Source organism: Pantoea sp. EKM20T (genome assembly GCF_011800485.1).
Lineage (GTDB): Bacteria > Pseudomonadota > Gammaproteobacteria > Enterobacterales > Enterobacteriaceae > Pantoea > Pantoea agglomerans.
In genome coordinates this window covers 328400-353881 of sequence record NZ_JAALFW010000002.1, presented here as the reverse complement: position 1 = coordinate 353881, position 25482 = coordinate 328400, and the positions used below count along the sequence as shown (strand labels likewise).

Genomic DNA, 25482 nt, shown 5'->3' with positions numbered 1-25482 from the left:
ATGCAGATCGAAACATTAATCAGGTATATAAGGCCAGGGGTTATCGTTCTTGTAAACCTTGGTTTAGGCGAAGCAGCAACAAAGAGTGTTGGAACGGCAGCAAACACAGTCGCTGCAGGTAATGATTCCAGATTGAATACATTAGATGGTAAGACAGGTGGCCTTATTAATGGGAATACGACATTAAATGTAGGTTCGTTCTTTTGTGGCTATGGTGCCGATTTCGGCTTCAATAAGACGTCTTCTGGTGCTGTTGTTGGCTCTGGAACAACCCGGAACCTGTTTGCCCGCTGTAACAACAATGCAACTCAACGTTGGGAAATGGACTGCTTTGATAATGGTTCTGATATTCAGGCTCGCCTGGTAGCGTTCAACGGTAATGATTTCAATGCTTTTTATGCAGGCGTAACCGGTTGTGGAGACTCTAAAAGAGGTGCTTTTGCTTATGTAAGCTCGGATAGAGCACTAAAGGAAAAAATTCAGGACAGCGATAAAGCAAGGGCTTGGGACCGGTTAAGCAAAATCAAAACCCGTGATTTTATCTGGAAATCAGATGGTAGAGCTGACCGGGGATTTATCGCACAGGAGCTGGCAGAGATAGATGATAAATACGCGTATACCCCAGCTGGAGCGTCAATAATGGGAGTTTCTGACAGGGCCATCATGGCAGATATGCTGGTTGTGCTTATTGATGTAAAAACAGCAATCCAGATGCGCGATGACTCAATCAGTGAATTACAGAAGCGAATGGAAGCAATCGACGGCCTTGATGCTTAAGAATGCCCCCTGCTGGGGGCTGAGTTATGAGCCTGAGGTCGCAATTGCTTTACTATTTTCCTGAGCCTTTAATTCGATAGATATCTGTTTTTCAAGGCTTTTCTTTGCAGCTTCCGAGTCTTTATTGAATTTCGAGTTCTCAGGCATAGCCACCCTTAGATCTATCCAGCGCCCTGCAGGTATGTCCATCGGATCGCCTGCAATTGTCATTGCAGTATCAATGTCAAACTTACGCTTATTAATCTGCAAGATTAACTTTTTGTTTTTATAGGTCACAGAAGCAAAGCACAGTCGATTACCGTTCTCATCCTGCGGTATTTCAATAGTCCAGCCCTCGGGATAGAGGCCATTTGTGCCTGATATTTCGTAAATTCCAGTCTCAGTCTTAGTTACAGTCACCCCTTCTGCTTCGTCGTTCACAGCACATAACTCACCAACGATGAAATTTCCCTCGCCAAAATTCTCAGGCATGGCCTCGCCCGTCTCAGCAACGCGCACTATTGGCGATGCTCGCTTGATAAAGCCGTTACCGTCAACGGTGGTAATTCTTTCTGACCAGAAACGATAGCGAGCCCCCGGAGTTGACCACCCCCCGTGCGCCCACTGATTGTCCTGATCAATACCAAAGTAATTCGCAAAATTCCCATCCCGGATAAACACTACAGCTGCGGATGCTGAATTGTTGCCACCATTGCTGATTACCAGCGGCGTCGTCCAGCTACCATCATTCGCACCAGAAAATGCAGGCGTGTTGCTAGAGGCAAAAGTGAACGCCCTTTGTCCATTGCCGGGAGTATAAGTCGAACCAAGAAGGGGGATTTTACCAAACCCATTCGATGTATCTGTACTACCGACAGCATCAGTTACGGCTCCTGATTTTAATCCCAGACCTGAACGAGCAGCAGCTTGTGTTTTGCCTCCTGTGCCACCCAAAGATACTGGAAGCCCCCCATCTACAAAACCAAGGTTTGTGCGAGCGGCAGATTTATCTGTCAGGTCCTCCAAGTTTTTCGCTTTATCCATCTTGCCTGTGACGGAGCTAGCGACGGCATTCCATGATGGCCCGCTATACTGGCTGCCATCAGGAAGATTAACGGTAATAGTACCCGAGGCGCTGTATACCTGCTGCCAGTTGGCCTTGTCGAGATTGAGCCCACGTATTGCCTTAGCAACATCAGCTGCAACCTGAGCTGTTATGCCAACCAGCGCTGCGTTGGGCACGGCTGTCCACGCCACACCTGTTGCTGTAGATCCATTGTAAGCAGTGATCAGCGTGAGGCCTGTGGCCGAATTAACTGACTGCACGCCAAGCGTATAAGTCACGCCGCCAACAATTGCCACCAGGAAATCATTAGCCTTCAGCTCTGATGTGAAATTAGTACCTGTACCGGTAACAGTCGTAGAGTTATTGGTTAGTGCAATAGTGCCTGCTGGCATAGCTTTCTCCGGGCAATAAAAAACCCGGCGCGGGGGCCGGGTTCATTGATTTGAGTTATTAACTATTTTTCGCAAGTGCTCTCGGTGAAATTGGATTTCGAGACCCATTTCCATCCAAAAGGATTTCCCGCGTAATACTTAGTCTGGTTTGCTTCCGTCTTAACACCATATACTGGGACGTTTACATCCTGTCCACCAATTCTGGCGATTGCAGAGCACTTTACAGGCGGTAATGTCTGACATCCGGCGAGCACCAACGCAGCGGCTAATAACAGAATTTTTTTCATTTCATCATCCTTGTTTAGTTCGCTGCTTTATACCTTCAACACAAAAATACATCAAAATTATTTATCAATCATAATGATCGATAATCTTAATATCGCTGAACATTTACAGCTACCAAGCGGTTTCGGTAGTTTGTAAGAGTGCCGGTGCCTCCGCCTCCTGTATTAAGGTTGCCAATATAGCCGCTGGTGATTTGCGTCGTGCTGCCGTTGAACCTTGCGCTGCTTGCATACTGAGCCACTACCGGATAAACCTGCCCGCCTTGGCTTACTGTACCAACATAGCTTCCAGTATACGCTGGTGCTACAGCCCACTCTCCATTAAGGGTAAAGTTGGCGGTGAATCCAGACCCTGCGTCAGCTCCTTCATCTCCTAGCTTCTGGACATCACGTAACACCTTGGTTTCATTTGTCAGAATGCATCGGCCCTGAGGGTCATTTATCTGAATCCCCCAGGCAGGAATGGGCTGAAACTGATAGCCGAAAATATAAACGCTGACTGTTCTTGTCGCGCCAGCGCATCGCAAGCTCCAAACCCCGCCAGATAACTCCAGCGCTTCACACGTGCTTTGGGCGTTGCCCTGGGCACCATTGCTGTTAACAAAAACAAACCTTATGACCCCGTCATTGTTAAATAAATTTATCACGGTGCCACTCCCTGACGACGCAGGTACACTAAGCACGCGCTTTTCAAGAAGGGTTAATGGCATTGTATCGCCAATATAAAATGGCACGCCTGCTGAGTCTGTGAGCATTGCTCCGTAGGACATATTACCTCACGAACACCAATATATTGCCCGGAACGTTGGGAAAGGTTCCAGCCGAGTAATCCGAACCTGATACCTGGCCTACAACAATGTTTGAACCGCTTACATATATCTTCTTTCTGCCATTACCACTCCTGTCGCCGCTGGCCTGAAAAAGATAATCAAGGGAATAACCGGCTGGTAATGAAAATGCCTGATTGTAGTTACTGGTGGCGTCAATAGGCATAACGCCGAGCGCGTTTATCTTAACGAGCCCGGTATTATTATCGACGCCGCTGACATCCCATGTTCCGAAGCCATATGCCATTAGCTGAGTTTCCCCATTCTGACGCGCAATACGCCATTTCCGTCGTAAACGCTAATCTGGTTATTCGTTTGCACCATTCGTCCGTTGCCAGGCTCATAGCCGTTGTTCTCAAAGGTTCCGTCTTTACTGAGCCTCCACCCCGTAGCGCCAGCAACGTAGTTTGTGGACTCGATATAGGCGGCAATCATTGCGCTGGTAATAGTCGCGTCACCAATAAACGCCTGATTGATAATTGTCTGGCCGTTCTGAATGGCAAAGAAAGTTTTCGGCGTCGCTCCAACCTGTGACATCACAGCGAACCGATCAGCGAGGAACAGCACCTGCGTCTGCATACCTGCAGGGCTGTTCTCAACTCCAATCCCCATACCTGCAGCATACTGACGCCCGTTGCTGTCTACGGCCACTTTGACAGAGTACTGTGCTGACAGCTTGCCGTTGGTATCGGCCAGCGCGGTAGATGTCTGCTGAACTGCGGCAGTATTCTGGTCAACTGTGGCCTGCACCTGTTCAAACTTCTGCGCATAAGCCTGATCGTTTGTCGCGATTGTTTGTTTGACCGTCAGGATATCAGCACGGTTTTTGCCTGACTCAGCCATCTGATGATCAACGGTTGCGTCGAGGTTGAGCGCGTTCTGCAGCATGGCATCGATATTGGTATCAACTTTGGCTATGAGCTGCTTACCGGCATCGGTTTTAAGAACCTGTTCGGTAATGTCACCCAGTAACGCGGTTGCATCTACGCTGCTTGCGCCCTCAACATACGTCGTCCAGTCGCCAGTGTTGCCGATACGGTCCACCAGCCGGGCGCGGTACCAGCGGCGAACGCCAGCGGGCATAGGGCCGTGCTGATAGCTGACGCCGGGATAAGGAACATAAGCAAGGAACTGCGGGCTTTGCCCGTCCGGCGTTGTGGCCACCTGAATTTCAGTGTAAGAGGTGTCGCCTGAGCCATCAGGAAATGCCCACGTCACATCAATCGCCCATACCACGTTATCAGTTGCACGGAGATTAACTGGTGTGCCTGGCTTGCCCGCCTTGCCCGTAAGCGAAGTTGAGTCAGCATAACCCCACGGGGAAGAAACCTCCGCCGCGTTAACGCCGCGCACCCGCACATCATAGACGCCGGTATAAATGCCCTGAATGCTGAAACCCTGCGCACTGGTCTGGCTGACGTTTACCCAGTCCCCTTTGTCTTTTCGCCACTGAGCAACGTAGCTGATTGCACCCTCAACACGATCCCATGTGACCTGCATCGAGGAGACAGAAAGGCCCTGCTCAACAAAGCTGACTTCACTGATCTTGATGTTGGACGGCGCTTTCAGAACGCTGATTGGTGTAACCGTGATTGGGGCTGGCTCGATGCGCACGCCATCGTCAATGTAGCGGTACTTATTCGGGTCGTGTTGCACGCCGGTAATGGTAAAAGTGCCGTCATCGTTCCCGGCTACTGAGGTCACACGGAAATACTGAATTGCCAGATTATTGCTGTCGATAGCCCATACCGCGCCCGCAACCGGTGTAATGCGGAATGAAGTATTCACGCTGACCGTTTTCTTATCGGCGCTGATGCTGCCAATTGTGCGGGTCTGCGCGGTACCGTCCGGCAGGTTCACAACCAGCCTGTCACCGGCTGCGTAATCAATCGCGCGGTCGAGTGTAACGCGCAGGCCATTAACAGAACTGATGCGACCGCCGTTCTGCTTCCCGCTTCGGAATGGGTCCGCCACACCGATGATTTCAGCGGGGATAGGAATATAACCATCCAGGCCGACGCCGAATGAAACCGTACCATCTTTGGCATTGGAGAGAATGGCCCAGCGCCCGCGACGGTGCGCCTCGCTCTGAGACGTGCAACCAATGGCCGTAAGGCTCATCTCCCGCACATCATAACGCTGCACTAGGTCAGAGTCGTAAACGCCCTCTACAGTGTCGGAATAGTGGTTAATCGGATCGGACCAGCTTACCTGACAGGATGAATAGCGGTTTTTGTAACTGCCACCGGCATACGTGAACAGCCCGTCAATGACGTTCGCCGCGTGGTAAACGAAATCAACGTCAACATTGCCGTCTGAATCGACCTGCGGCACGTCTGCATTCACAAAAATCTGGCTATTGCCCCAGAATGTGATGCCACGAAATATCGCCGCAATATCCTTCAGCACGGTGTAAGCATCCTGCTGACTCTGGATGAATACGTTACAGGTAAAGCGCGGCTCCGTGCCGCCTGCGCCGTCAGACACCATCTGATCGCAGTACTGCGAAATACTGTAAAGCTCCCACTTGTCGATCATGGTTGCATCGACACGCGTCCCCATACCAAAGATTTTATCCAGCACCAGGTCATAGAAAATCCATGCCGGGTTGTCGGTATAGGCGTATTTGAAATCACCCTGCCATGTTCCGGCATAAGTGCGTGAAACAGGGTCATAGGTTGTCGGAACGCGAACCAGCCGCCCTTTTGGCTTGCACGTTACTTTTGGTGCCTGACCGCTGAACTGACTGGCATTAACCTCGATATACAGCAGCGCAGTATTGGGGTAGCGCAGTTTGCTGTCGATGACCTCTGCGAACGAAAAAACTTTGAAAGCGTTAATCAGCTTTGAGGATGAGGAATCAGCGGTAATGCGACGCACCCTGACTGACCAGCCAGACGTGGCTTTAGGTAAGTCGATGCGATGATCGCGCTGATATTCAGATGTGGTTTTACCGGCAAACCTTCCGTCCACTACCGTGACCCATGAACCGCCGTCAGTTGACAGGTCAATGGCATACTGCGTTACGGTACCAACCATATCGCCATTATCTTTATACTCATACTGCACCGACAGGCTCAGCTTAATGCGTATGGCATCCAGGGTCAGATTGGTAAACTGGCGGGTCCAGGCGATGGCCTGCGTTACTGTAACGCCAACCGAAAGCTCATTATCGACTTCAGGCATACCCTGAATATAGGTCTGGTCCTGCGTACCTTTACGCCAGTCCCACACTACGCCGGTAAAGTTGTAGGTGCCGTCTTCGTTCGCCAGTTGGGTGTCGTTCAGGTAAATCTGCTGAGCGGTTAAATCCCCCTGAATCTCACCCTCTGAGATCGCCAGCAGCATTTTTAATTTTGCGATAGACAGCAGATCGTCTGGCTGTTCAACCGGAGTATGAGCGCCGCCACCGCCGCCACCCTTACTGCCCTGAATCACGGCACCTTCGAGAAGTCGCATATTTCACCCATAAAAAAACCACCTAACGGTGGTTTGTTAACTTTATCTGTTGAAATTTCCCATAAAAAAACCGCCAAATGGCGGTTTCTATTTGAAAAACGGGTTTCGAGGATCGTCAGAACGTAAAAAGGGAATGTGGATTCGTGAATATCCCACAACCACTATCTTTCCGTTTTCTTCTGGTACTGGATAGTAGTGAATGCATTCATGCGAAGCTTTACCACCTGGATTGAAATAAAGACATTTTGTCATACACCGAAAAGTGTTGTGGTACCACCCTGGGCCGCAATGATAATGCCAGTAATTCTCATCTTTATAACCTTCAGCTCCCAAAATTTCATCTCGGTCATCATCTAACCACGACTCTTTATTTTTACCAATGACATGAGTCTGCTCATCAATGTCTTTGATAAATGTGAGTATGCTTATCTTTTCGTCTGGAGTCAGATAACGCCAATCTGTACAGAAAAGTGTATCATTTTCTCCTTCCAAAAAATGACCAGACAATGTTCCTTTGAGCCCCATCCTTGACCTCTGTAGCCTATCTTTGCTCAATCATTTGTAAAAGCTGCTCGACAGTAAGAGTACTATCGACGACAAAGTCACCTGCATGAGCTTTGCTTCTACCTCTTAAACCCTGATATACGGTACGCCAAAATAGTAATGCTACTTCATTGGTTTGCATAGAAATCAAACTGCCTATTTGCAATCTGGCACGAGAAGTTATGGGTTTAGATTTTTTCTCGTAGGTAATAACTTCCGAGCCAAATGGGGAGGACTCCCATGCAAATGGGTGACTTAGAGAAGATGTTTCATAAAGGTTAAGAGATGTCATCACCAACCCTCTTTTTCAATTAATGTATCTATAGTGTTTTTCAGGTCCAAGAACGCCGATTTTGGCAAAGTTACAGATTTCACCTTGAAAAGCTTAACTGAAGCATCAGCGACAGCCCCATTTTCATTGAGGATATGCTCTACTCTGGGACAGAAAAAGGAAACATTAACAAATGCACCACCAGCTGAAGTTTCATAGGGAACCAACGATACGACCTCAGCATAGGCGCCGTCTCGGTCTTCGCTTGGAGCTAACGTAAAATTTTCAGATGATTTTTGCGACATACATGTCTCGTTAGATGAATTCAAATTTAGTATCGACTGTATTGAGAGAAACTTTAAGAAAATCTCAGAATGCAATAGTTGAAATGAAGCTTTAATTGATACTTTATCATACTACCGTTTTGACGTTACGAACAAATTTTGTGAAAAGCTATGACACAAAATGCCCACTTCAGTCCCTCTTTTCCAGTAACACTCAGTAGCCACGGATGTATCCCCTAAAAAAATAAGACTTTTTCCTAACGTCATTTTATTGCTGGTCGCTGGTAAAGCTACCTGCGCTGATGATCGCGCCGCCAATTTCACGCGTCCCGTAAAGAACCGGAACCGGATACCCCATGGCAACGGTATTCACCGGCGCACCGAACGCATAGTTCGGCTTATTGTCCGTGCTGGATGACGCACCCACGTTGAGCTTGGGTTGCGGCGTCAGCATCTGTACGACACCGCCCAGCAGCATGCTGATACCGATACTGGTCAGTGCTGTAGTAGCCAGACCGACTGCGGTCGTGGTACCGATAGCCGCACCATATGCAGCCAGTGACGCACCCGCTGTGAAGAACGCGGCCACAATCGCAACGGCCCCGATGATGATCTGCAGCGTGCCGCCCCGCTTCGAACCCTCCAGAACCGGCTCCATTTCAAACTCAGTCGCGGCAGAAGACATATCAAATTCCTGCAGGCCAATGTTGTCTTTGCCGCTGAAAAAGGCAAAGCGAACACCGTTAAGATGCGCATTCGACACATACTTTTTGAACCCCGGCACCTGTGAGCACATCGCACGCAGCAGCTCCCGCAAATCGGCGACGTGAAACTGGTGCACCTGACCAAACATTTTTGCCATCCGGCCTTTAAGTCGCATGGTTTTAAGCATCCATCAGCTCCTTTCGGCGCACGATGCGCACGGTACGGTTACGCCAGTATTCGCCATAAGGCACCCGCGTAGACAGGCTCCCGGCGTTATGATGAAGAATGATATTGTTGCCCAGATAGATTGCGGCGTGGTTCGTTACCGGGGCGCTGATGCGCATCATGATCATGTCGCCCTCACGCATTTCCGCTGGTTCAATCTCCACAAACCCCTCCGACTGCCAGTTGTCGTCATACAGGTTTTCTTTGCCGTCCACCCACCACTCATAATCAACAGACCAGTTTTTAAGGGTGATGCCGTGCTCACGCTGGTAGTAGTCCATGATGAGTGTCCAGCAGTCATTACCGCCAATCAGCCAGGGACGACCTGTATAGTCGCGTTCAGTGCGGGGGCTGATGGTGCAGAAGTCACCATCCGGCCACGACATGATCCCCCACTCCACGCCGGAGAAGTCGCACTGAACCCGGTCACGTTCTGACGGGATAAGCTGCGGCACGTCCGGGTGAGAATGGATGACCATCAGAATGTCACCCTGCGCTTCCGCTGCCCGCTTATCCTCCGGCGACAGCGTGAAATGCTCAGTCGGCGATTCAGCGATATTCCTGCAGGGGACGTAGGTCTGGGTCCGGCCAGACTGAATGACCAGACCGCAAGCCTCTTTCGGGTATTCGGCAGCGACGTGTTCACGTATCGCCTCAAGAATTTTTTTACGCATGGTTATTTACCCTGAAGGTTTGCAGCCGGGAACCCGCCGAATGGCAGCGGCTGGTCTTCACCAAACCGGGCCTTACAGTCAGCCAGGCGACCTCCACAAACATCTTTAGACGGGTCATTCGTGGGCGTGCCATCTTTCGCAAAGTACCGGTTGCCCGCGTAATCACATCCGGTGCCGGTACGATACCAGCCACGCATGCACCAGGTGCATACCGGCGTAATCTGACGCGATGGCAACTGCAGGCTCTGAATGTCAAAGGGTGAACAGAGTTCAAAATCCACCTGGGTGCGCGTTTCAGACGTTTTAGCGTTCACATAAAACAGCTGTACCCGCTCTTCCTGCGGATTGGCGTTGGGGTTGCCTGCCGTCCAGTTTGCCGCATCAAGATACTTTGCCAGCGTGGTATGAATGCGGACCTTAGCCTTAACCATGTCGTCAAACTGCAGGCAGAGTGCGGTGACATAGTTGCCCACGTTGCCAACAGAAAGCTTTGGCGTCGGCTGTGAACCGGTACTGCTCATCTCCATGCCGGTCAGCTCATACGGGTGAGGATCGTACTCATTGCCCTGCCAGATGATTGATGGCAGGTTTTCCGCTGCAAAAGACTTCCAGCCTTCGGTCGGCAGGTTATACGCATGAAAGCGCAGCACGGTATCAAGCCCAAAGGCTGTACCGTCAATCTCAATCAGCTGGACCAGACTCCCCGGCTCCAGCGCCTGAATGTCCTGGTTAAAACTCATTTTTCACCCAATAAAAAAGGGCGCATCAGCGCCCTGTTGTTATCGTGACATGTCACGGTGCGAAAGACTGCTCGAAGGTAAAGCTGATCTCGACAAAGTTACCGTTGATGAAGACGGGACGTATTGAGTCCGCCTTAATGCGATAAAGCTTTTTCTCATCCCACGGATTCACCCACCAGCATGAGGCCGTGACATGTGCTTTGAGAAAAGCTCTCACCGTAGCCATCTCAGCTTTACTGCCGCTGCAGGTAACCGGCCACGATTCACGCTGGTCATTAATCCCGACACCGGCAACCTGTTTATATCCCTCACCGAACTGAGCCTGAAGGGTGGCAACGGTGATCTCTTCGGTCGCCCCTGTTCTGACGCACCAGCTAAAAGTATCAATCGCCATTTTTCACCATCAATGTTATCCGCCGCGGTAAAGTATGCCGCCAGGCAGTATCTCTTTCTTAAGACGGTCCGAAAGTACAGTCTGGATCATGCTCTGCAGCTGTCGGGCAGTATTGGCCGTGTTGGTGCTGCTGGTTTCACCGGCCCCGCCACCCTCAACTGTGACAGGTGCGCTGACAGAAATAGACGTACCGCCGCTGCCACCACCACTGCCTATTGCGCGCACACCAAGTGAGCCATCTGCCGCACGCGTCAGCGGCATTATCGCTTCAGGACCGGCCTCCCCCATCAGACCGGCACCCTTAGCGAAGGCGAACAGCGTCGGAGAACTGACGACCGATCCGCTGTACTGGCTCAGGTCATGCGACTCATACACGCCGCCTTTGGCGTTAAGCGTCAGGTTGTTGTAGGAACCACTGCTGAATGAGTTATTCGCTGTGCCACCGCCAGCCGATGCTGCGCCAACAGCAGCGCCGCCGACTGAACTCACCAGTCCGCCTATAAGGTTTACAGCGGCCATCTGCAGAGCAACTTTAGCGATCATGCTGAGTACTGATGAAGTCCAATCCTTCCAGCTGGCTTTATTACCCATAAGCATGGACGATACGTTATCCAGAGCACTATCCATTGAACTGCTGACAACGCTTGCCGCTGAGGCTGAATAATTTGATGAGGTATCCAGCCAGTTAGCCAGGCCGTCACTCACGCCACCCATCCAGTCTGTCTGCATGGCATCCATGCTTTTGTAATAATCCTCCTGCATTTTAAGGCGATCACTCATGGCGCTACTGATCGCGCTGGTTTCTCTGTCATAAAGTGATTTGGTGATGTCGCCCGACTGATATTGCGTCTGCAGTTCACGCTGTTGATCCAGATATTCCCTTTCAATATTCAGCCGTTCTTTCATGCGCTGCCGCTCTTTGTCGCCAGCACCAGCTCCCTGAACGTCAATATTCAGTGATGATTTAGCGTTGCTGTTCTGTGCCTGCAGGTTGGCAACAAAGGCAGCCACCTTGGCATTTTCTTCATTCGCCTTTTTGACAGCGTTCAGCCGGTCAACTTCCTGTGCCAGCGACTCCAGGCGTTTCTGCTGCGTGGCGTTCAGCCCCTGCAGCTTACCGTCAGCAATATCAAACTGAAGCTTTTGCTGCTCAGTGACTACAGCGGTCTTTTTACCCGTGGTGTCGATGAGCTCAATCTGGCGCATGTAACTGCGCTCAACCGCTTTAAATGCCGACTCCAGTTTAGCCCCTGCGGTATCCTTCGGCGGCTTCCCGTTGGTCTGTCCCGGAGCGAGACCGAAGTTCAGCAGCGATGACGCACTGGCAGGTGTGACGTCAGGTGAGACCCTGATATCTTTCGGCTGCTTGTTCAGCTCTGCCAGGCGGCCAGTCAGCGTCGCAATTTCGTCCGATATAGCCTTAACGCTGTCGTCTTTACCCATGATCCAGCCGAGGAAGGTCTGACTGCCGTCATACATTCCGTTGCCGCGATCTTTTGCGTTGCTGTTGAGGTAATCAATGCGTGCCTGAATCTGGTCCGGGTTATTCATATCAACCCGGTTACCCAGCGCGGCCATCCGGTTGGATGAAGATGTGGCGAGTTTCCCTGCGCCGGCTGCGGCTTTAATCAGCCATCCGGCAAGCTGCGCCACCTGGCTGACCAAATCGGCGATACCCTGCAGCACTTTCGGATCGGTCAGTACATCATGAATTTCTGACAGGGAGTTATTCAGCGGACTCAGGTCAACGTGCGCAAGTCCGGCTGCAATCTCCATCTTCAGCCCTTTAACCTGCGCTTCCATATCCTGAAACAGGGCATTGACCTTAACCAGGTCATCAATGGATTGCGGGTCAGGCGCGACGCCATAATCTTTTGCCAACTGTATGAACTGTGTCAGCTTCGCATTATTGTTGTCGAATAGCGGAAGAAGTTTTGTGAGGTCATTGCCCAGGCTTTCAAGGATGGTGACCTTGCCGGCGTTGGTGCTGATTTTGCCCAGCGCTTCGCCGATCGCCAGCAACTGCTTGTCCGGTGATACCTTCGACAGCTTGTCGGCAGACAGGCCAAGCGAGTTAAGTGCATCAACGGCCTCACCTGACTTATTCAGGACCGCATCACCGATTTTATCGCTGATGTCTTTGAAGATGTCAGCCATATTGTCACCGGATATACCGGCTTTTTCTGCAGCAAACTGCCAGGCAAGAAGTTCCTGCGTGGACATCTTCAGCGATTTCGCCCACTGGTCTGTGGCGTTCACCTGTTCTGAGGTCGATTTCAGTAAAGCGAAACCGGCTGTGCCTGCGGCTAATGCAGCTGCCTGTACCGCGCCCCCCACTGAAAGCAGTGCAGCAGAGCTGGCAGCAGAATCTTTCTGGACCTGCTTAGCCCATTTTTCAGAGGCACGCTCCGCCTTATCCATGCCTGAAACGAAGCCGCCCACCTTAGCAATAAGGTCAATCGTCAGGGTGCCAAGTGATTTTGAAGCCATAAACTCTCCGTCTGGCGGCCGTTATCCCCAGCTGGTCATGGCTTCATCAAGTGAAATCGGCTCATCAGCAGCAGTGACTTTTGTGAAATGCAGCGTGAAGTCGGTCGGGCTGAACGGCGGCGTTTTAGCATCCCGGTTCACATTGGCAATGGTACTTGCAACAACCCCCGCTCCCCATTCGGTGCGCATCATGGGGTTCAGGCTTCCGTAGCGTTCCCGGAATTTCGCCCAGAGCTGCGACTCTTTGAAGCTGATCGCTTCACGCGCTTCGGCGATGGTGCGCCCGCCGATACCGTTGAGGACGAGCTCGCACCAGAATTCGTCTTCGGCACTGAGCTCGAAGTCTTTCCCAAGTCGTTAACTTCCTGAATCGCCACCAGCAGTGCAATGGTCAGCGCGCCATCAAGAGAGCCACGATCCGGGTCAGCCTCACCGGTAATGTCTGCCGGGGTAAAAATTGGCTTGCCGAATTCATCACAGATTGATGCAGCGATGCGACCGGCCACTCCGTCCACCTTCCCGCCCATTGCTAAAACATCTGAGGTTGCAGTGTGATAGCCCATAGGACGCACATAGACCGTAGCGGTAAAATCTTTATCGCCCTGCTTCCAGTTAATTTCTTTTTCGACCGGTCGCCCGGTAAAGGCTCCGGAGGATTTGAGTGCTTCAAGCGTCAGTTTCATGCTTATCCTGCTATGAATTGGGGCCGGAGCCCCGGTGAATTAGGAGCCGGATTCAGCCTTTGGAATCCACGCACCGGCTCCGGAGCGCTGAATGGTCGCCGTGGTCTGAACCACCGTGTTAGCCTGGAAATCAAAAGGGAAATCGGCGACGTACCCTTTGAACACATACCAGGTGCGGTCGTCAGGCAGGTTGAGCCCATCAACAGCGTTTGGTGCATTCGCAGCGGCCACGGTTGGCACTGATTCGCCATCTGACCAGCCGATAGCGAATACCAGATCTGTCTGGTCAGAGGTTTCTGCGAGATTGCTTAGCATCAGGTGGCTGGCATTTTTGGGGTCAGCATTGAGCGTTGCCGATGCCTGAGCCGGCGTGCGCAGACCTTTCTTATAGGTGCGCGTACTTTTCTCACTCAGACAGGTATCTTCAATCTGATCCGCCGGGCTACTGCCCGGGTTGAATGCGGTAATGCACTCGATTTCACTCACCGTGTTATTTGCAAACACATAGAGCTGTGTGCCCTGCGTCAGTACAGACATGGTTATCTCCGGACGTAAAAAAACCGGCTCAGGGCCGGTTGGTTAGTTGGTGAGGTGATTAGCGAAGGACTATCCAGTCCACATCAAATGAGTAGCGGTAGCGTTTAGTTTCACTGTCGCGAGTCTGAGCTCCCCAGCGCGCTATATTTGCGTGTGGCTCAATCGCGTCTCGCAGAGCAGCGGCGACGGCGATTGCTTCGTCGGGGGTATTCGCATAGACATCAACCTGCAGCGTAAACGAGTCCGCGTCAGGTCGTTGTCCAAGATAATTTTCTGGATCACCGCTGATGTTCTGCCATACCGCATAGGGATAGATGACATCATCATCCTGAAGGCCGAACGGATAAAGCCTGAGGCGATCACCACCAATCAGCGCATTCACTGCAGCACTGGAGGAACAGACCGGAAAGATTGGTGCAATCATGTCTGTGTCCCTTTTTTTCGGGCGCGGGCAATAGCCCGGTCCAGCGCCTTATCGTATTCATTGGCGAACGTGTTGATGACCATATCCACACCGTTCTCAGCAGCTGGCCGCATAATTGGCTGAGCCCGCATTTTTTCAGTACCAAACTCCAGTAAACGCCAGTGAGGGGTTGGTGCATTCACAGCTTTATCAGGATGATTTTTGAGTACTGCACCGTGTAGTACGCCGATCCGAAAGGCAAGATCACCGGTGCGCCGGAATACGCGCCCGTTCCACCGCAGTGCTATGTTGTCGGCGATGCTCCGCCCGGTATGAATATCATCAACGCGACGAGCATTAGCCTTTGCCCTGTCCACAATGACATTTCCTGCTCTGCGTAGTGCTGCCCTGCCCCCTTTTTTCTTCAGGTCATCGCTTATTGAATCCAGCCGGCCAAGCAGCGTATCCAGACCGGTCAAGGAAAACCCAACACCATCAGCCATCGTTAACGCCCTCCGAACACGGCAATGTCAGGTAATCCCGGCCACTTTCAGGGTCAGGAAGTACACCCTCAATGTTGAATATTTTATTCCCGTATACGATGCGATGTTTTGAGGTGATGTCGCTGCGGAAACGGATCGTTATGCGCGTTGTGATCTCAGCCTGAGTAGCCTGCGCCGCTATAAACTCCCGCGCTGACAGTGGTACAACGTCAGCCCATAACTTTTGAATTTCCTGCCATGAGTTGACGGTTGCTCCGGTTAAAGGGTTCTGGGTTTTAACCGGCTCCTGAAACGAGACGCGATGCCTCAATTTTCCTGCCTGCATGAACTACCCCTTTGGCTTTCCGCTTAGATAAGTGGCAGCCGGCATATCATCCTGCACCTCATCAGCAAAGGTCTGATAAAGCACCGCGGCTAACGACTCGTTTGATTCAGCCAGGCGGCTTATTGCCGCTGTCTGATCGGTCATTGCTTTTGTTTGCGCTGACATCGCTTTCAGCAGTTCGCTTACCTGTTGCTCGTTCATAGGCGATTCTGGTCCATTTCTTTATCCAGTCACGGCGCGCCTGACATCCACTGCATGCCATATATGCTCCTGCGCTCAGAGAATGGTTGGTTTACGAAGGGAATAAATGAGGCATGTCACAGAGTAAGGTAATTCGCCCTGCTTATACTGGCTCTCTTCCTCGCCGCCACGGACGCGATCAAGGATGCCTATTAAAATCAGTGTTGCCTGTTTTACGCGCTGAAGTTCAGGTGCGGCGTCAATGATTTTTCCATCTTCGCCGACAACTTTGTCACGGCTCCCCTGTATGTAATCCAGTACGGCCGCACTCGCAGAGTAAATTTTTAGCTGCAGATCTGAATCACCATCATCGGTATCAATACGCAGATGATCTTTGGCTTCGCTAAGCGTTACAAATTCCAGCATCACTTAGCCCTCGCATCACGACCGCGCTTAACAGCAAGTTTCCAGCCTTTAGAGCCATCTTCACCAGGCTTATCGCCTGTTTCCTGATGGCAGTACCAGACCGAACCGCCCCACGTAACGCTGTCACCCGGGTAATACTTCACGCCGTCTTTGAAAATGTCGCGGTAGATCATTACCGGCATGCTGAACGTTTTCTCTGTTTTTTCACCGCTTGATTTAACCGCGGTGACAGTGAACTGACGATCTTCGGCCTGAGTGATATCAATGTCGCTGATACCGTCTACCAGGCACTCCCAGCCATTCATACCCGTTGTTTTCTGGAATGAACGCCACAGGCCGCCATGATGAATAGCATAGGTGCCACGCGGGTATGATTTCTCAGCATCGATATGCGGCATAATTTCAATCTGAAGCGCGTCTTTTCCATCTTCGCCAGGCTCACCATCTTCCGGCTTAGGTATTTTAGCCACCGCATCTTTCACCATCTGCGCGATATCCGGCAGCGGCTCGGGTTGCGGCATTTCAATGGCAGAAACGGCCCGTTGTATCATGCCGTCAATATCCGGCAGAACTGGCGATTCCGGCACCGGAATCTCAGCCACCGCATCTTTCACCATCTGCATGATATCCGGCAGCGGCTCGGGTTGCGGCACCACAACGGCAGAAACGGCCCGTTGTATCATGCCGTCAATATCAGGCAGAACTGGCGATTCCGGCACCGGAATCTCAGCCACCTCATCTTTCACCATCTGCGCGATATCCGGCAGCGCCGGCGCGGCAGGAACATAAATCTTCGCCAGTACTAAATCGGCAATAGCCTGCTCATCCGGTACTGACTGTTGATACTCTTCGACCTGAGATTTAAGCCTGTTAATTTCTTCAGCCTGTTCCTTCAGCGTGGTTTCATAGCGTTGTTGCACTGCTGACAGCTGCTCTTTTACTGCTTCGCTGACCGCCTTAAGCAGTGACATGTCACGTTCATTCATGGGTAAGCAGTCCTTTCAGCATTGCCTTGACCATGAAATGCTCATGCTCAGTAAGAGCTTTGCTGCTTTCATCGTCAACAGGTGGTGTCGGCGTGATGGCCGCTTCAGATTTGGATTGAGTGCCAAACGGATCGTCACTGGCGTCCCTTCTGGCTAAAGCTGACAGCGCATAGTTCTGCTGCTGCAGATATGGTGTATCGCCACCTTCAACAGGCGGCATATTTTCGCTTTTGCGTGCCTGATTGGGGGTGAGGAAACCAGCACCGATGCCTTCGCTGTAAGTTTTGTAACGCCCTTCAGTGTCCATGCGGATCAGTGTATTCAGGTCGAATTCCACCCCGGTCTGCGCGTCCAGTTCTAATGCCTCATCCAGAAGAAGTTCAATACCTTCAATGTGTGTCTGGAGACACTGCGAGTAATACCCCTGGTCGAGAGCTTCAATATTGTTATAGGACGGTGTTGATGCCGTGTTGACCTTATAAATCGGGACGTGGAATGTTGAGCAGATGATTTCAGCAGTCAGTTTTAACTGCTCCACCATCTGAGCATCTACGGCTGTCATAGCAATAACTTCAAATGATGCATTATCAGCCAGCAATGCTGTTCTTCCGGCATTTTCGCCGGAATAACCCTCGTCCCAGTTCTGTTTTATTTCCCGTGCTTTATCTGCATCGACCGCCCCCGGAACTTTAATAACGCCTCCGGGTTTTCCGCCGTTTTTAAAATGATTTGCGGAGTTTGTCAGGATCGCATCGCCCTGCATTGCTGTCAGCCCACAGGCATAAATGGGTGACAGTCCGCAAAGAGGATGGAAAAAGCAGTTGAACCGATCGTGAATAATTTCCCGTGCCGGCACCATTACCTGCTGCTCCAGCCCGTGAATATTATCCGGCCTGACCTGATAGAAAATTTCTCCATCATCGGTCACGTAAGGCGTAACTTTGTTTGGGTCCAGCACGCGCAGTTGCTTAACGTTCCCGCTGACATCACGCAACTTCAGCACATAGGTGTTGCCATCAGAAAGCTTTGAATTCATCCAGCACTCGAAGAACTGCATGCGTGTCTGAAAGCTGTTTGGCTTTCTCAGCAACGGAGAAATCTTCGCATCGCTGTGATCCGTCCAGATACCGCTGCTCAGTTTCTTTTTAAGCAATATCGGCATTTTCGCGATATCTGCGGCAATTAGAGAAATACAGGTGAAGACCGCGTGGTAAGCCAGCACTGTTGTACTGTCTACTTCTATATTTCGCTGCCATGCGCCGGAAAATGACTCAAAAATCCTTCGCCACCAGCCACCATTAGCAGCCTGAAGCGCCTTTTCTTCCTTTGGTTTTTTGCGGAAACCGAACATTGGCTGCTTCTCCTGAGCGTTAATTCTTTTTCTGGCTCTTTGCCTTTTTCTCGACAATATCGATAAATTCAACATGGCCGGTTAAGCGGAGAACCTCAGCGTGATCGTCACGCAGAAAGCGTTTCTCACCCGCATGTGCATCGTGGGTGTTTTTGAGATAACGAACCTGTTTCATAGAGAAAAGAGCGGGGATTTCTCCCCGCATCTCCTTAGCTGCCAGCGTTAGCGCTGTAATTAACACCGGTAATCACCGCCACCGCCGCAGTACGGCGACGCTTCCAGTTGATCCAGCGTTCGGCGCGGATTGCCACGCTGTTGGTCTGGAACATGGAAACCATTTCAGTCGGATTCGGCGTGATGCTGTCGCCGGTAGGTTCGCTCTCCATTTCAAGAGATGCCTCACGGGACATATCAACCGCAACGCCACCATCATCTGCCAGGTAGATATCCGGCGCGTTAACCAGCACCAGAAGATTACCTACATACTGAGAGACGATGGCCGGCAGACCTTCGAAAGTACCGCCAAACATGGTCATGTCCGGATACTCTCTCTGGCCCAGCGCATTTTTACGTTTTGACAGTGCCAGCGCTGTAGTGCTGGACATCAGCCATACGCCACCAGTCGGTTGCAGACCCGCATCGATAAACACCTGAAATGCGTTAGTGCTGTCGGTGTCAGGGTTGCCTGCACTTGGAATTTGCTGCGCGCCATTGGTGATAGAGGCCGGAGACACGTTAGCGACTTCTGCTTTTGCCGGATTGACAAAGTCAGCATCCAGTCGGGCGATTACCGCTTCAGCCAGGCTGTTGCGCACCAGTGCATCAGCGGCAGGATTAGAGAAGCGGATCAGCTCATCAGTCAGCACAGCAATGGCAGCGACTTTGGAGAAGCCAAAGGTGATTGATTCAAAATCGAATTTAGTCAGGGGTTTAGCTTTACCCTGACCAACCCAGTTCGCAGAGCCGCCAGAAGTCTGAGCCGGAATGCGGATGTTGAACGGAACCTGACGCAGTGCAGGAATATCCCCCTGACCAAAGCGGCCGATAATGGTCTGTGGCCGCAAGAATTCGACGAAGTCCTGAGCGTACTCCTGATACTCCACCAGGCTGCCAGCCCACTGCGGATCAGTTGTGGTACCTGCACCTACAGCAGCCTTCAGAACGTGGTGAAGCTTGGCATCTCGCGGATACTGACGCTTTGCGATCTCCAGCGCTTCGGTACGGCTGCCATTTGCAGCGGCCAGTGACTTGGCGAAACGCGCAAAAGCGATCCCTTTTTCCAGCGGCTTCTCAACATGGATCACCGCAGGAGCGCGGTTATCAACAGTGTTTACCACCGTACCACCTGCTGCTTTCTGAACCGGTTGAGCGGTCGCGGCTTTAGTTGATTCCATGTCACGAAGGCGAGCCAGGTGCGCATCAACGGATTTAATTTCCGTACTCACTTCGTCATACTTATCTTCTTCTTCCGCATCAAGCGTGCGGCCTTCATCGAAGGCTTTTGACATAACATTTTGACGCTCAGCATCGAGCGTAGCGCGCTTGGTTTCGAAAGTTTTAATCATCTCGGCAATGTTCATCTTGGTTCCTTTAGTCTGAGAATTTTTAACTGCTGTAGCGCCAGCGGGTTTTATTTTTTTCGAGTCGTTCTGCACTACGCCTGACGCGGCCCGCAGCTTCTCATCGATGGATTTAACGGTCTGGATCGTGCCTTCGGCATTGGCCGGCACCGTTACGACAGAGAGTTCGTACCACTCCCACTTCGTGAACCGGATGCCGCCTTCGTCGATGTAGGCGTATTCAATAGGCCGGAAGCCGATCGACAATCCTTTTACAAGGCCAAGCCGGATGCTCTGCCATGCTTCTTCAAGTCGTGCCGCGAGCTGACTGGGTGCATCTGCCTGCGCCAGTGTGGCTTTGATTTCGATACCCTCAGCGGTAACCTTGGCGCTGGTCACTTGGCCGATGGGAGACTGATGGTCATGCTGCCAGAGCAGCGGGATAGGCAGCTGGAACTTTGCACCCTCGGGCATCACGATGTCGCCATACCGATCCGGTGACGGCGTTGTCGCAATGCCAGTGATTTCCCGCGTATCCTCATTGACCGCCTTCACCTTCAGAAGGCTGACGGCGTGCTGATTCTTCATTTCCCTTTCTCCAGAAACGAAAAAACCCGCCGGAGCGGGTCGTTGAAAGCGGAATTTCTAAATGAAAAACACGCTGTATTCTTTTTTGGTAGCAGCCGGATTCAGCGCCATCAGATATATGGCATTAAAGAGAGCCATCAGCGGGTCGATTTTACCGACGCCGCTGGCACCCTTGGTTACCAGTGGTGCATTGCCGCTGATGACAACTTTGGCGTTACCAACGCACCAGTTCATCAGGGGCTGAGGTGCATGCTTCAGAGCACCCTCTGCCAGTTTGCGCTCAGTAGTCTTACATGCGCCGCCCAGCCGCCAGCCCTGACTGACACCCACAACTGAATCCTGCGGTATTCCTGCATCAATCAGCGTATCCAATAGCACCCCGATCCCTGCCGGGTCCATACCTACCTTATCCAGCAGGCCTGCTTCGTAAATCTGCGATACATACATCGCAACTTCATCCGCATCATCACCAACTCTTTTCACGATGGTAAGATCGCCCTGCTTTTCAAAGTCACGCAGTTTGCTTTCTTCGCTTTTGCGGCGCTCCAGCATCTTTTCATGGCACCAGGCATGAGACCAGGTGAGCCAGTCGCGGGTTTTCTTATCGCGACCGGCCACAGAAAGCCCCAGAAGGTCATCCAGCCCGCCCCCGTCAATGCCGACAGTGATAACTTCGCACCGGGTTAAAATCTGTTTGAATGTCACAGACGGATCAGACTGCGTTTCCCAGAACTCCGCACCGGCCCAGCGGTCGTTACGGAGATTCATGCCGATTTCAACGTTCAGATGTTTGGCGAGAAACTTTCTCAGGCTGCCTTCATCTTCCTGCGACCGCTTAAGATACTCATCATCAAGCCACTCTTTACTGACAGAGCGGCCCATGTTCGGGTTGGTGATATAAAAGTTATCCGGGTTGCGGAAACCTTCATTTTCCACCATTTCAGGAGGGAACTCATAAAGGATGCCGAGCGTTTTGCCATCCTTTATGATCCCGTCACGGACGTTACGCCAGTAATCCAGTTTCTTTTTGAAGACACCTGCAGGCGGCTCATCGCTCTGCGTGCTCAGGTAAATTACCCAGCCTTCATTACGCGACACCTGCCCGCCCAGCGCCTCAATAAACATCGCATCCGCTTTGGCATTTTTGCCAAACAGCCACAATTCCTCCACCAGAATTCGACCGGCCTTTTTGCCCGACACCGTATCGCTGTCAGCAGCCACGACCTTCAGGCTGTTGCGATTAACCCGATGGGTAATGGTGCGAATGTGATCCTGAACGTGAAAAAGTGCTGAGAGCTCTTCATCTTCACGGACCATGCTGGCAGCGGGTTTAAAGCAGTTGTCGGCAACCTCTTTTGTCGGTGCCAGAATCAGATGCTCTTCATCAGCACGCCAGCAGATAATCAGCGCGGTCAGCATAATCCCGGCAGCAATAGTTGATTTCGTGTTCTTCTTGCTGATGAGAAGACCATACTCCCGGATCATCTGATTGCCGGTTTGCTGGTCATAGCCGCCGAATATTGCCAGAACAAAATCAAACACCCACTGTTCTGAACACTCGCCAAATGTCGGCTTTCCAGGCAGGTCAGTTACCCTGAGTTCTTTAAAGATAGACAGTGCGTGCTCACCAGAATCTCTGAAAATAGGCGGCGGAATTATTGACTCACGGTTAATGAGCCTGCTGGCCCAGTCAGCGCATGCGGTGGACCATTCAGGCATCTTTATCTCCCGTTATTCACAATCAGCTGTGGCGGAGCCATGCCCATGAACTTGCTGGCAACCGCCTTAGCAGCAGCCTGCTTCGCATCCTTCTTGCCGCCCTCACCTTTTTTGCTATGTAGGTAGGGGAGCATCGCCTTTGCGGCATCTTTGCGGGTATCAATATCCTCAGCACGGTCATTCATAACCGACTTCAGAAACTCAAGCGGGTCATCATACTCACCAGCCGCCCGGACAATTTCCGGCACTGGCTCGGGATCAGGATTCAGTGGCGTGTTTATCGCTGGGGTATTAACTTTTTTTCCATGCGTTGGCACGTCATCAACTTCAACTTTTTCATTCTTTTTGCGGCTCATAAAAGCGATGACTTCCGGGTCTTTAGCAAGCTGCGAACCCTTGGAGCGTGCGGAGTTTGCGGAATACCCAGCCTTTATAGCCGCATCTTTTTTCGACATACCGGAAATCAGCGCCAGCGCGAATTTTCGCTTCTGGGCTGTTAACATGTTTACACCCTCCAAAAGGGGATATTTTCTGTGCGTGAGAGGGGGCGAGGTTTCGTAGAGGATAGCCCTGAAACTTTCGGACTCCCCCCCTACCCTCAAGTGATAATCGATATCATTCACATTTAAGAGATTGCAAATGCAACTATCATTCAGCGGTAATGATAATTGTTATCAATTGCCTTTCGTGTCGTCATTGGTCTTCCTGCGATGGCACCCGTCAGCACCACAGCAAAGAATTTGACAGTTGGCATCGATGTCTTCACCACCCCGATGCAGTGCAACCTTGTGGTCCAGCTCGAAGCCGTGAGGATACTCAGTAAGGCGGCCACACATCGCACAGCATGGATTGGCAGACCATAGTCGCTTACGCCGTGCCTGCAGCTTCCAGCCAGTGATGCGCGTCTCAGCTACGGTTACAGTTCTCACGCGTTGCGTTCGGTCAACTGAGAGCCGGGGCTTAAGCGTTACGAGTCGTGCCATGATGCTCCTTTAAGTCCAGCCGCCATGCTCTGCGGCGCTCTGTACGCGGTGCGTTGTCAGGGTGTATCTCAACAGTATCGCTGTCCATGTGATCCACCAGCGAGTAACACGGATAAACTATCGGTCCACCAAATGCATCACCCACTGCATAGTCAGCAGGTGATCGATGATTCCAGCGTGACAGCACCTGCTGTACCCTTTGCGTTGGTACGCTGTAGCAGACGCCATGAATGAGTCGGTTGAGTGTGATGTAATCCGCATGACGTCGATCTGTATCAATCAGCTTCGTTGCTATCTCAAGCTGATACTGAGGTGGCCTGCCGGTACCGAGGTAAAAGCTCAGCAGGTCATCTGGGAAGCGCGACAGCCACTCAGCCACTTTCTGCGCGAAGAGAGACACCGGCAGTGCATCGTCTTCCAGAATTACTACTCGTAAATTCTGCTGGCTGGCCCATTCGATAGCGCGGCGATGGTTCCAGTTCGCGCCATGCTTATCCTCATCAATCAGCAGGTGAGCGTTAAGCATCTGTGCCAGGCGTTCTGCCTGATGCCTGCGTGAGTAATGCCCCACAACCACAAAACTTATTTGTGCTTCCACCAGGCGAACTCCTTACCGATGCCTTCTGACTTGAATACTGTATGCACGCGCGGACCAGTAACCAGCTTGTGACTGTAACGATGGGCAACAATGCCAAAGGCAATCATGTCGCCAACTGCTGCAGCTTTTACTTCCTGATTCCAGAAGCGCAGTGATTCGATGTGGTAATAGAGGCGAACGATGCCATGGGCTATTGCCATCACGTCAGCGCGACTGCCACCGAGTAGACCGGCATTCAGCATCACATCATTCTGGTGCTCAGCGAGAAACGCCTGATAGACACCTTCAGGATGCTGCTGCTTAGCCCATGCGTCTGCATAGGTTTTAGGTTCGGAACCAACGTAAATTTTGCCCTGCTCCATCCCTTGCCACGGTTCGTGCAGCATCTCAACGTCAGTACCATCGGTACACCAGACGAAGTTATATTCAGGATGATCGCGAAGGTGCTGCCAGATATGCAGCCAGCGCCTGAAGTAAACATTCATCTTCACATCAGTAACGGCTACCAGCGACGTGCCTGCAGGTGCTGTAGTCAGCTCATCGGTTAACACGACCGCATCACCGCCATTGACCGATGCCGCCCACTTAGCCAGCAGGTCAGGCGATGCCGTGATTCTGGTGTTGCGCTGTGGGTCAGGCTGGCTTGTCAGCAGTGTGGTAATCACCACGTTGCGCTGCTGCCGGTACTCTGCGTAACCGGTGTAACCGCTGTTGCGGCGTTCATTGTGAATCGTGACGTTGCGTTTTACCTGTGCCTCACGGTCAGGCTTAGGAACGGAACGCTCAACGGCCTAATGCTCATCAAGCGAGTAAATTAGCTTTTCGGAGCCAGCGACATCAGCAAACGCCCAGCTCGTTAACCCGGCATTGTGGATGCGCAACGCTAAATCAGAGTGCTCATACATACCGCGCTGATAGATAGGATCGAAACCCCCAACCTTTTCAATTGCACTGCGATGGTAATAAAGCATCACCCCTCGCTGGCCGGTGTAGGCGACGTGCCGATCATCCCGATACAGCACCGCTATATCATTCAGCTTCTGTCCGGTAGCACAGTCCTGAAACTGGTAAGCAAGATGCGGCTCAGGTGATTCGATATAGGCCAGCTCCCAGCCACCAGCAATCGGCCAGGCATCATCGTCCCACAGGAAGAGATGCTCACAACCGGCATTAATCAGGGACTCAAGGCTGGTGTTCTTAGCCGCCACAATGCCCCGTGAAGTTTCAAGCCGTATCACTCTGACGCCTTCCGGCCCTGCAACCGGTTTGGCTGAACCGTCATCAATAACAACCACCAGTGCACCGGCCGGCAGAAACTTCAGTTGATGCTCAAGGGAACGGGATAAAATGTCATGGCGGTTATGGGTGCTGATGGCGATACCGATGTTCGATACCCGCTCAGTGACCGGCGTATAGCGCATGCCATCAATCATAACTTCCATATTTACCCCAATAAAAAAACCGCACTTAAGCGGTTTTAACTTTGTAACTCACAATAATTTAAATGGTAGATATGTTTTTTAACCCAAGA

28 protein-coding genes and 1 pseudogene are annotated in these 25482 nt (G+C 51.6%); 1 reads left to right on the top strand and 28 read right to left on the bottom strand.

The window, feature by feature from the left end:
- Positions 1 to 777: a tail fiber domain-containing protein gene (locus tag HFD94_RS04835; RefSeq protein WP_167432843.1), complete on the top strand. Its 777-nt coding sequence runs from the start codon at positions 1 to 3 to the stop codon at positions 775 to 777.
- A gap of 24 nt (positions 778 to 801) precedes the next feature.
- Here the strand turns inward: HFD94_RS04835 and HFD94_RS22890 are convergent, their stop codons facing one another.
- The 28 genes and pseudogenes from HFD94_RS22890 to HFD94_RS04695 all read right to left on the bottom strand — a co-directional run bounded on the left by HFD94_RS22890 (position 802) and on the right by HFD94_RS04695 (position 25393).
- Positions 802 to 2214, bottom strand: a complete 1413-nt coding sequence (locus tag HFD94_RS22890; protein ID WP_181955344.1) for a phage tail protein — start codon at positions 2212 to 2214, stop codon at positions 802 to 804.
- 373 nt (positions 2215 to 2587) lie between these two features.
- The gene (locus HFD94_RS04825; RefSeq protein ID WP_167432842.1) at positions 2588 to 3268 is read right to left on the bottom strand and encodes a hypothetical protein; all 681 of its coding nucleotides are present in this window, start codon (positions 3266 to 3268) and stop codon (positions 2588 to 2590) included.
- A gap of 1 nt (position 3269) precedes the next feature.
- The gene (locus tag HFD94_RS04820; RefSeq protein WP_167432841.1) at positions 3270 to 3572 is read right to left on the bottom strand and encodes a hypothetical protein; all 303 of its coding nucleotides are present in this window, start codon (positions 3570 to 3572) and stop codon (positions 3270 to 3272) included.
- Positions 3572 to 6784 (bottom strand): host specificity protein J, encoded by a 3213-nt coding sequence (locus tag HFD94_RS04815; protein WP_167432840.1) that lies wholly within the window; start codon positions 6782 to 6784, stop codon positions 3572 to 3574. Before HFD94_RS04815 ends, HFD94_RS04820 begins: the two co-directional genes overlap by 1 nt.
- A gap of 87 nt (positions 6785 to 6871) precedes the next feature.
- On the bottom strand, positions 6872 to 7309 hold the full coding sequence (locus HFD94_RS04810; RefSeq protein ID WP_167432839.1) for a hypothetical protein: 438 nt from the start codon (positions 7307 to 7309) through the stop codon (positions 6872 to 6874).
- A gap of 309 nt (positions 7310 to 7618) precedes the next feature.
- On the bottom strand, positions 7619 to 7903 hold the full coding sequence (locus HFD94_RS04805; RefSeq protein ID WP_167432838.1) for a hypothetical protein: 285 nt from the start codon (positions 7901 to 7903) through the stop codon (positions 7619 to 7621).
- 247 nt (positions 7904 to 8150) lie between these two features.
- Positions 8151 to 8774: a tail assembly protein gene (locus tag HFD94_RS04800; RefSeq protein WP_167432837.1), complete on the bottom strand. Its 624-nt coding sequence runs from the start codon at positions 8772 to 8774 to the stop codon at positions 8151 to 8153.
- On the bottom strand, positions 8767 to 9486 hold the full coding sequence (locus tag HFD94_RS04795; protein WP_167432836.1) for a C40 family peptidase: 720 nt from the start codon (positions 9484 to 9486) through the stop codon (positions 8767 to 8769). Before HFD94_RS04795 ends, HFD94_RS04800 begins: the two co-directional genes overlap by 8 nt.
- Before the next feature lie 2 nt (positions 9487 to 9488).
- A complete protein-coding gene (locus HFD94_RS04790) occupies positions 9489 to 10226 on the bottom strand; it encodes a phage minor tail protein L (RefSeq protein ID WP_167432835.1) in 738 nt (245 codons plus the stop codon).
- A 52-nt stretch (positions 10227 to 10278) separates the two neighbouring features.
- Complete coding sequence (locus HFD94_RS04785) at positions 10279 to 10620, bottom strand: phage tail protein (RefSeq protein ID WP_167432834.1); 342 nt, start codon at positions 10618 to 10620, stop codon at positions 10279 to 10281.
- A gap of 15 nt (positions 10621 to 10635) precedes the next feature.
- Positions 10636 to 13110: a phage tail tape measure protein gene (locus HFD94_RS04780; RefSeq protein ID WP_167432833.1), complete on the bottom strand. Its 2475-nt coding sequence runs from the start codon at positions 13108 to 13110 to the stop codon at positions 10636 to 10638.
- A gap of 21 nt (positions 13111 to 13131) precedes the next feature.
- A complete protein-coding gene (locus tag HFD94_RS04775) occupies positions 13132 to 13302 on the bottom strand; it encodes a hypothetical protein (RefSeq protein WP_167432832.1) in 171 nt (56 codons plus the stop codon).
- Positions 13303 to 13307: 5 nt separating this feature from the next.
- A complete protein-coding gene (locus tag HFD94_RS04770; protein WP_167432831.1) occupies positions 13308 to 13793 on the bottom strand; it encodes a phage tail assembly chaperone family protein, TAC in 486 nt (161 codons plus the stop codon).
- 39 nt (positions 13794 to 13832) lie between these two features.
- Positions 13833 to 14330 carry a phage tail tube protein gene (locus tag HFD94_RS04765; RefSeq protein WP_167432830.1) on the bottom strand — a complete coding sequence of 166 codons (498 nt, stop codon included), beginning with the start codon at positions 14328 to 14330 and terminating at the stop codon, positions 13833 to 13835.
- Positions 14331 to 14388: 58 nt separating this feature from the next.
- On the bottom strand, positions 14389 to 14754 hold the full coding sequence (locus HFD94_RS04760; RefSeq protein WP_167432829.1) for a DUF3168 domain-containing protein: 366 nt from the start codon (positions 14752 to 14754) through the stop codon (positions 14389 to 14391).
- Positions 14751 to 15236, bottom strand: coding sequence for an HK97-gp10 family putative phage morphogenesis protein (locus HFD94_RS04755; protein WP_167432828.1), 486 nt, complete (start codon positions 15234 to 15236; stop codon positions 14751 to 14753). The genes HFD94_RS04760 and HFD94_RS04755 overlap by 4 nt, the downstream gene beginning before the upstream one ends.
- Positions 15229 to 15561, bottom strand: coding sequence for a phage head closure protein (locus HFD94_RS04750; RefSeq protein ID WP_167432827.1), 333 nt, complete (start codon positions 15559 to 15561; stop codon positions 15229 to 15231). Before HFD94_RS04750 ends, HFD94_RS04755 begins: the two co-directional genes overlap by 8 nt.
- 3 nt (positions 15562 to 15564) lie before the next feature.
- Complete coding sequence (locus HFD94_RS04745) at positions 15565 to 15762, bottom strand: hypothetical protein (protein ID WP_167432826.1); 198 nt, start codon at positions 15760 to 15762, stop codon at positions 15565 to 15567.
- A 75-nt stretch (positions 15763 to 15837) separates the two neighbouring features.
- On the bottom strand, positions 15838 to 16167 hold the full coding sequence (locus tag HFD94_RS04740) for a head-tail connector protein (protein WP_167432825.1): 330 nt from the start codon (positions 16165 to 16167) through the stop codon (positions 15838 to 15840).
- Entirely contained in the window at positions 16167 to 17153 is a 987-nt protein-coding gene (locus HFD94_RS04735) for a phage gp6-like head-tail connector protein (RefSeq protein ID WP_167432824.1), read from the bottom strand. The genes HFD94_RS04740 and HFD94_RS04735 overlap by 1 nt, the downstream gene beginning before the upstream one ends.
- Positions 17146 to 18504: a phage portal protein gene (locus HFD94_RS04730; RefSeq protein WP_167432823.1), complete on the bottom strand. Its 1359-nt coding sequence runs from the start codon at positions 18502 to 18504 to the stop codon at positions 17146 to 17148. The genes HFD94_RS04735 and HFD94_RS04730 overlap by 8 nt, the downstream gene beginning before the upstream one ends.
- A gap of 19 nt (positions 18505 to 18523) precedes the next feature.
- Entirely contained in the window at positions 18524 to 18709 is a 186-nt protein-coding gene (locus tag HFD94_RS04725) for a hypothetical protein (RefSeq protein WP_167432822.1), read from the bottom strand.
- A gap of 4 nt (positions 18710 to 18713) precedes the next feature.
- A complete protein-coding gene (locus tag HFD94_RS04720; RefSeq protein ID WP_167432821.1) occupies positions 18714 to 20651 on the bottom strand; it encodes a phage major capsid protein in 1938 nt (645 codons plus the stop codon).
- A gap of 57 nt (positions 20652 to 20708) precedes the next feature.
- Positions 20709 to 22370 carry a terminase large subunit gene (locus HFD94_RS04715; protein ID WP_167432820.1) on the bottom strand — a complete coding sequence of 554 codons (1662 nt, stop codon included), beginning with the start codon at positions 22368 to 22370 and terminating at the stop codon, positions 20709 to 20711.
- Between the two features lie 2 nt (positions 22371 to 22372).
- On the bottom strand, positions 22373 to 22873 hold the full coding sequence (locus HFD94_RS04710; protein ID WP_052271452.1) for a terminase small subunit: 501 nt from the start codon (positions 22871 to 22873) through the stop codon (positions 22373 to 22375).
- A 171-nt stretch (positions 22874 to 23044) separates the two neighbouring features.
- Positions 23045 to 23206, bottom strand: a complete 162-nt coding sequence (locus HFD94_RS22965) for an HNH endonuclease (protein ID WP_243234771.1) — start codon at positions 23204 to 23206, stop codon at positions 23045 to 23047.
- 124 nt (positions 23207 to 23330) lie between these two features.
- Complete coding sequence (locus HFD94_RS04700; protein ID WP_207712419.1) at positions 23331 to 23954, bottom strand: hypothetical protein; 624 nt, start codon at positions 23952 to 23954, stop codon at positions 23331 to 23333.
- Positions 23936 to 25393 (bottom strand): annotated as a pseudogene (locus HFD94_RS04695) (glycosyltransferase family 2 protein). The gene HFD94_RS04700 and the pseudogene HFD94_RS04695 overlap by 19 nt, the downstream one beginning before the upstream one ends.
- Positions 25394 to 25482: the final 89 nt, after the last annotated feature.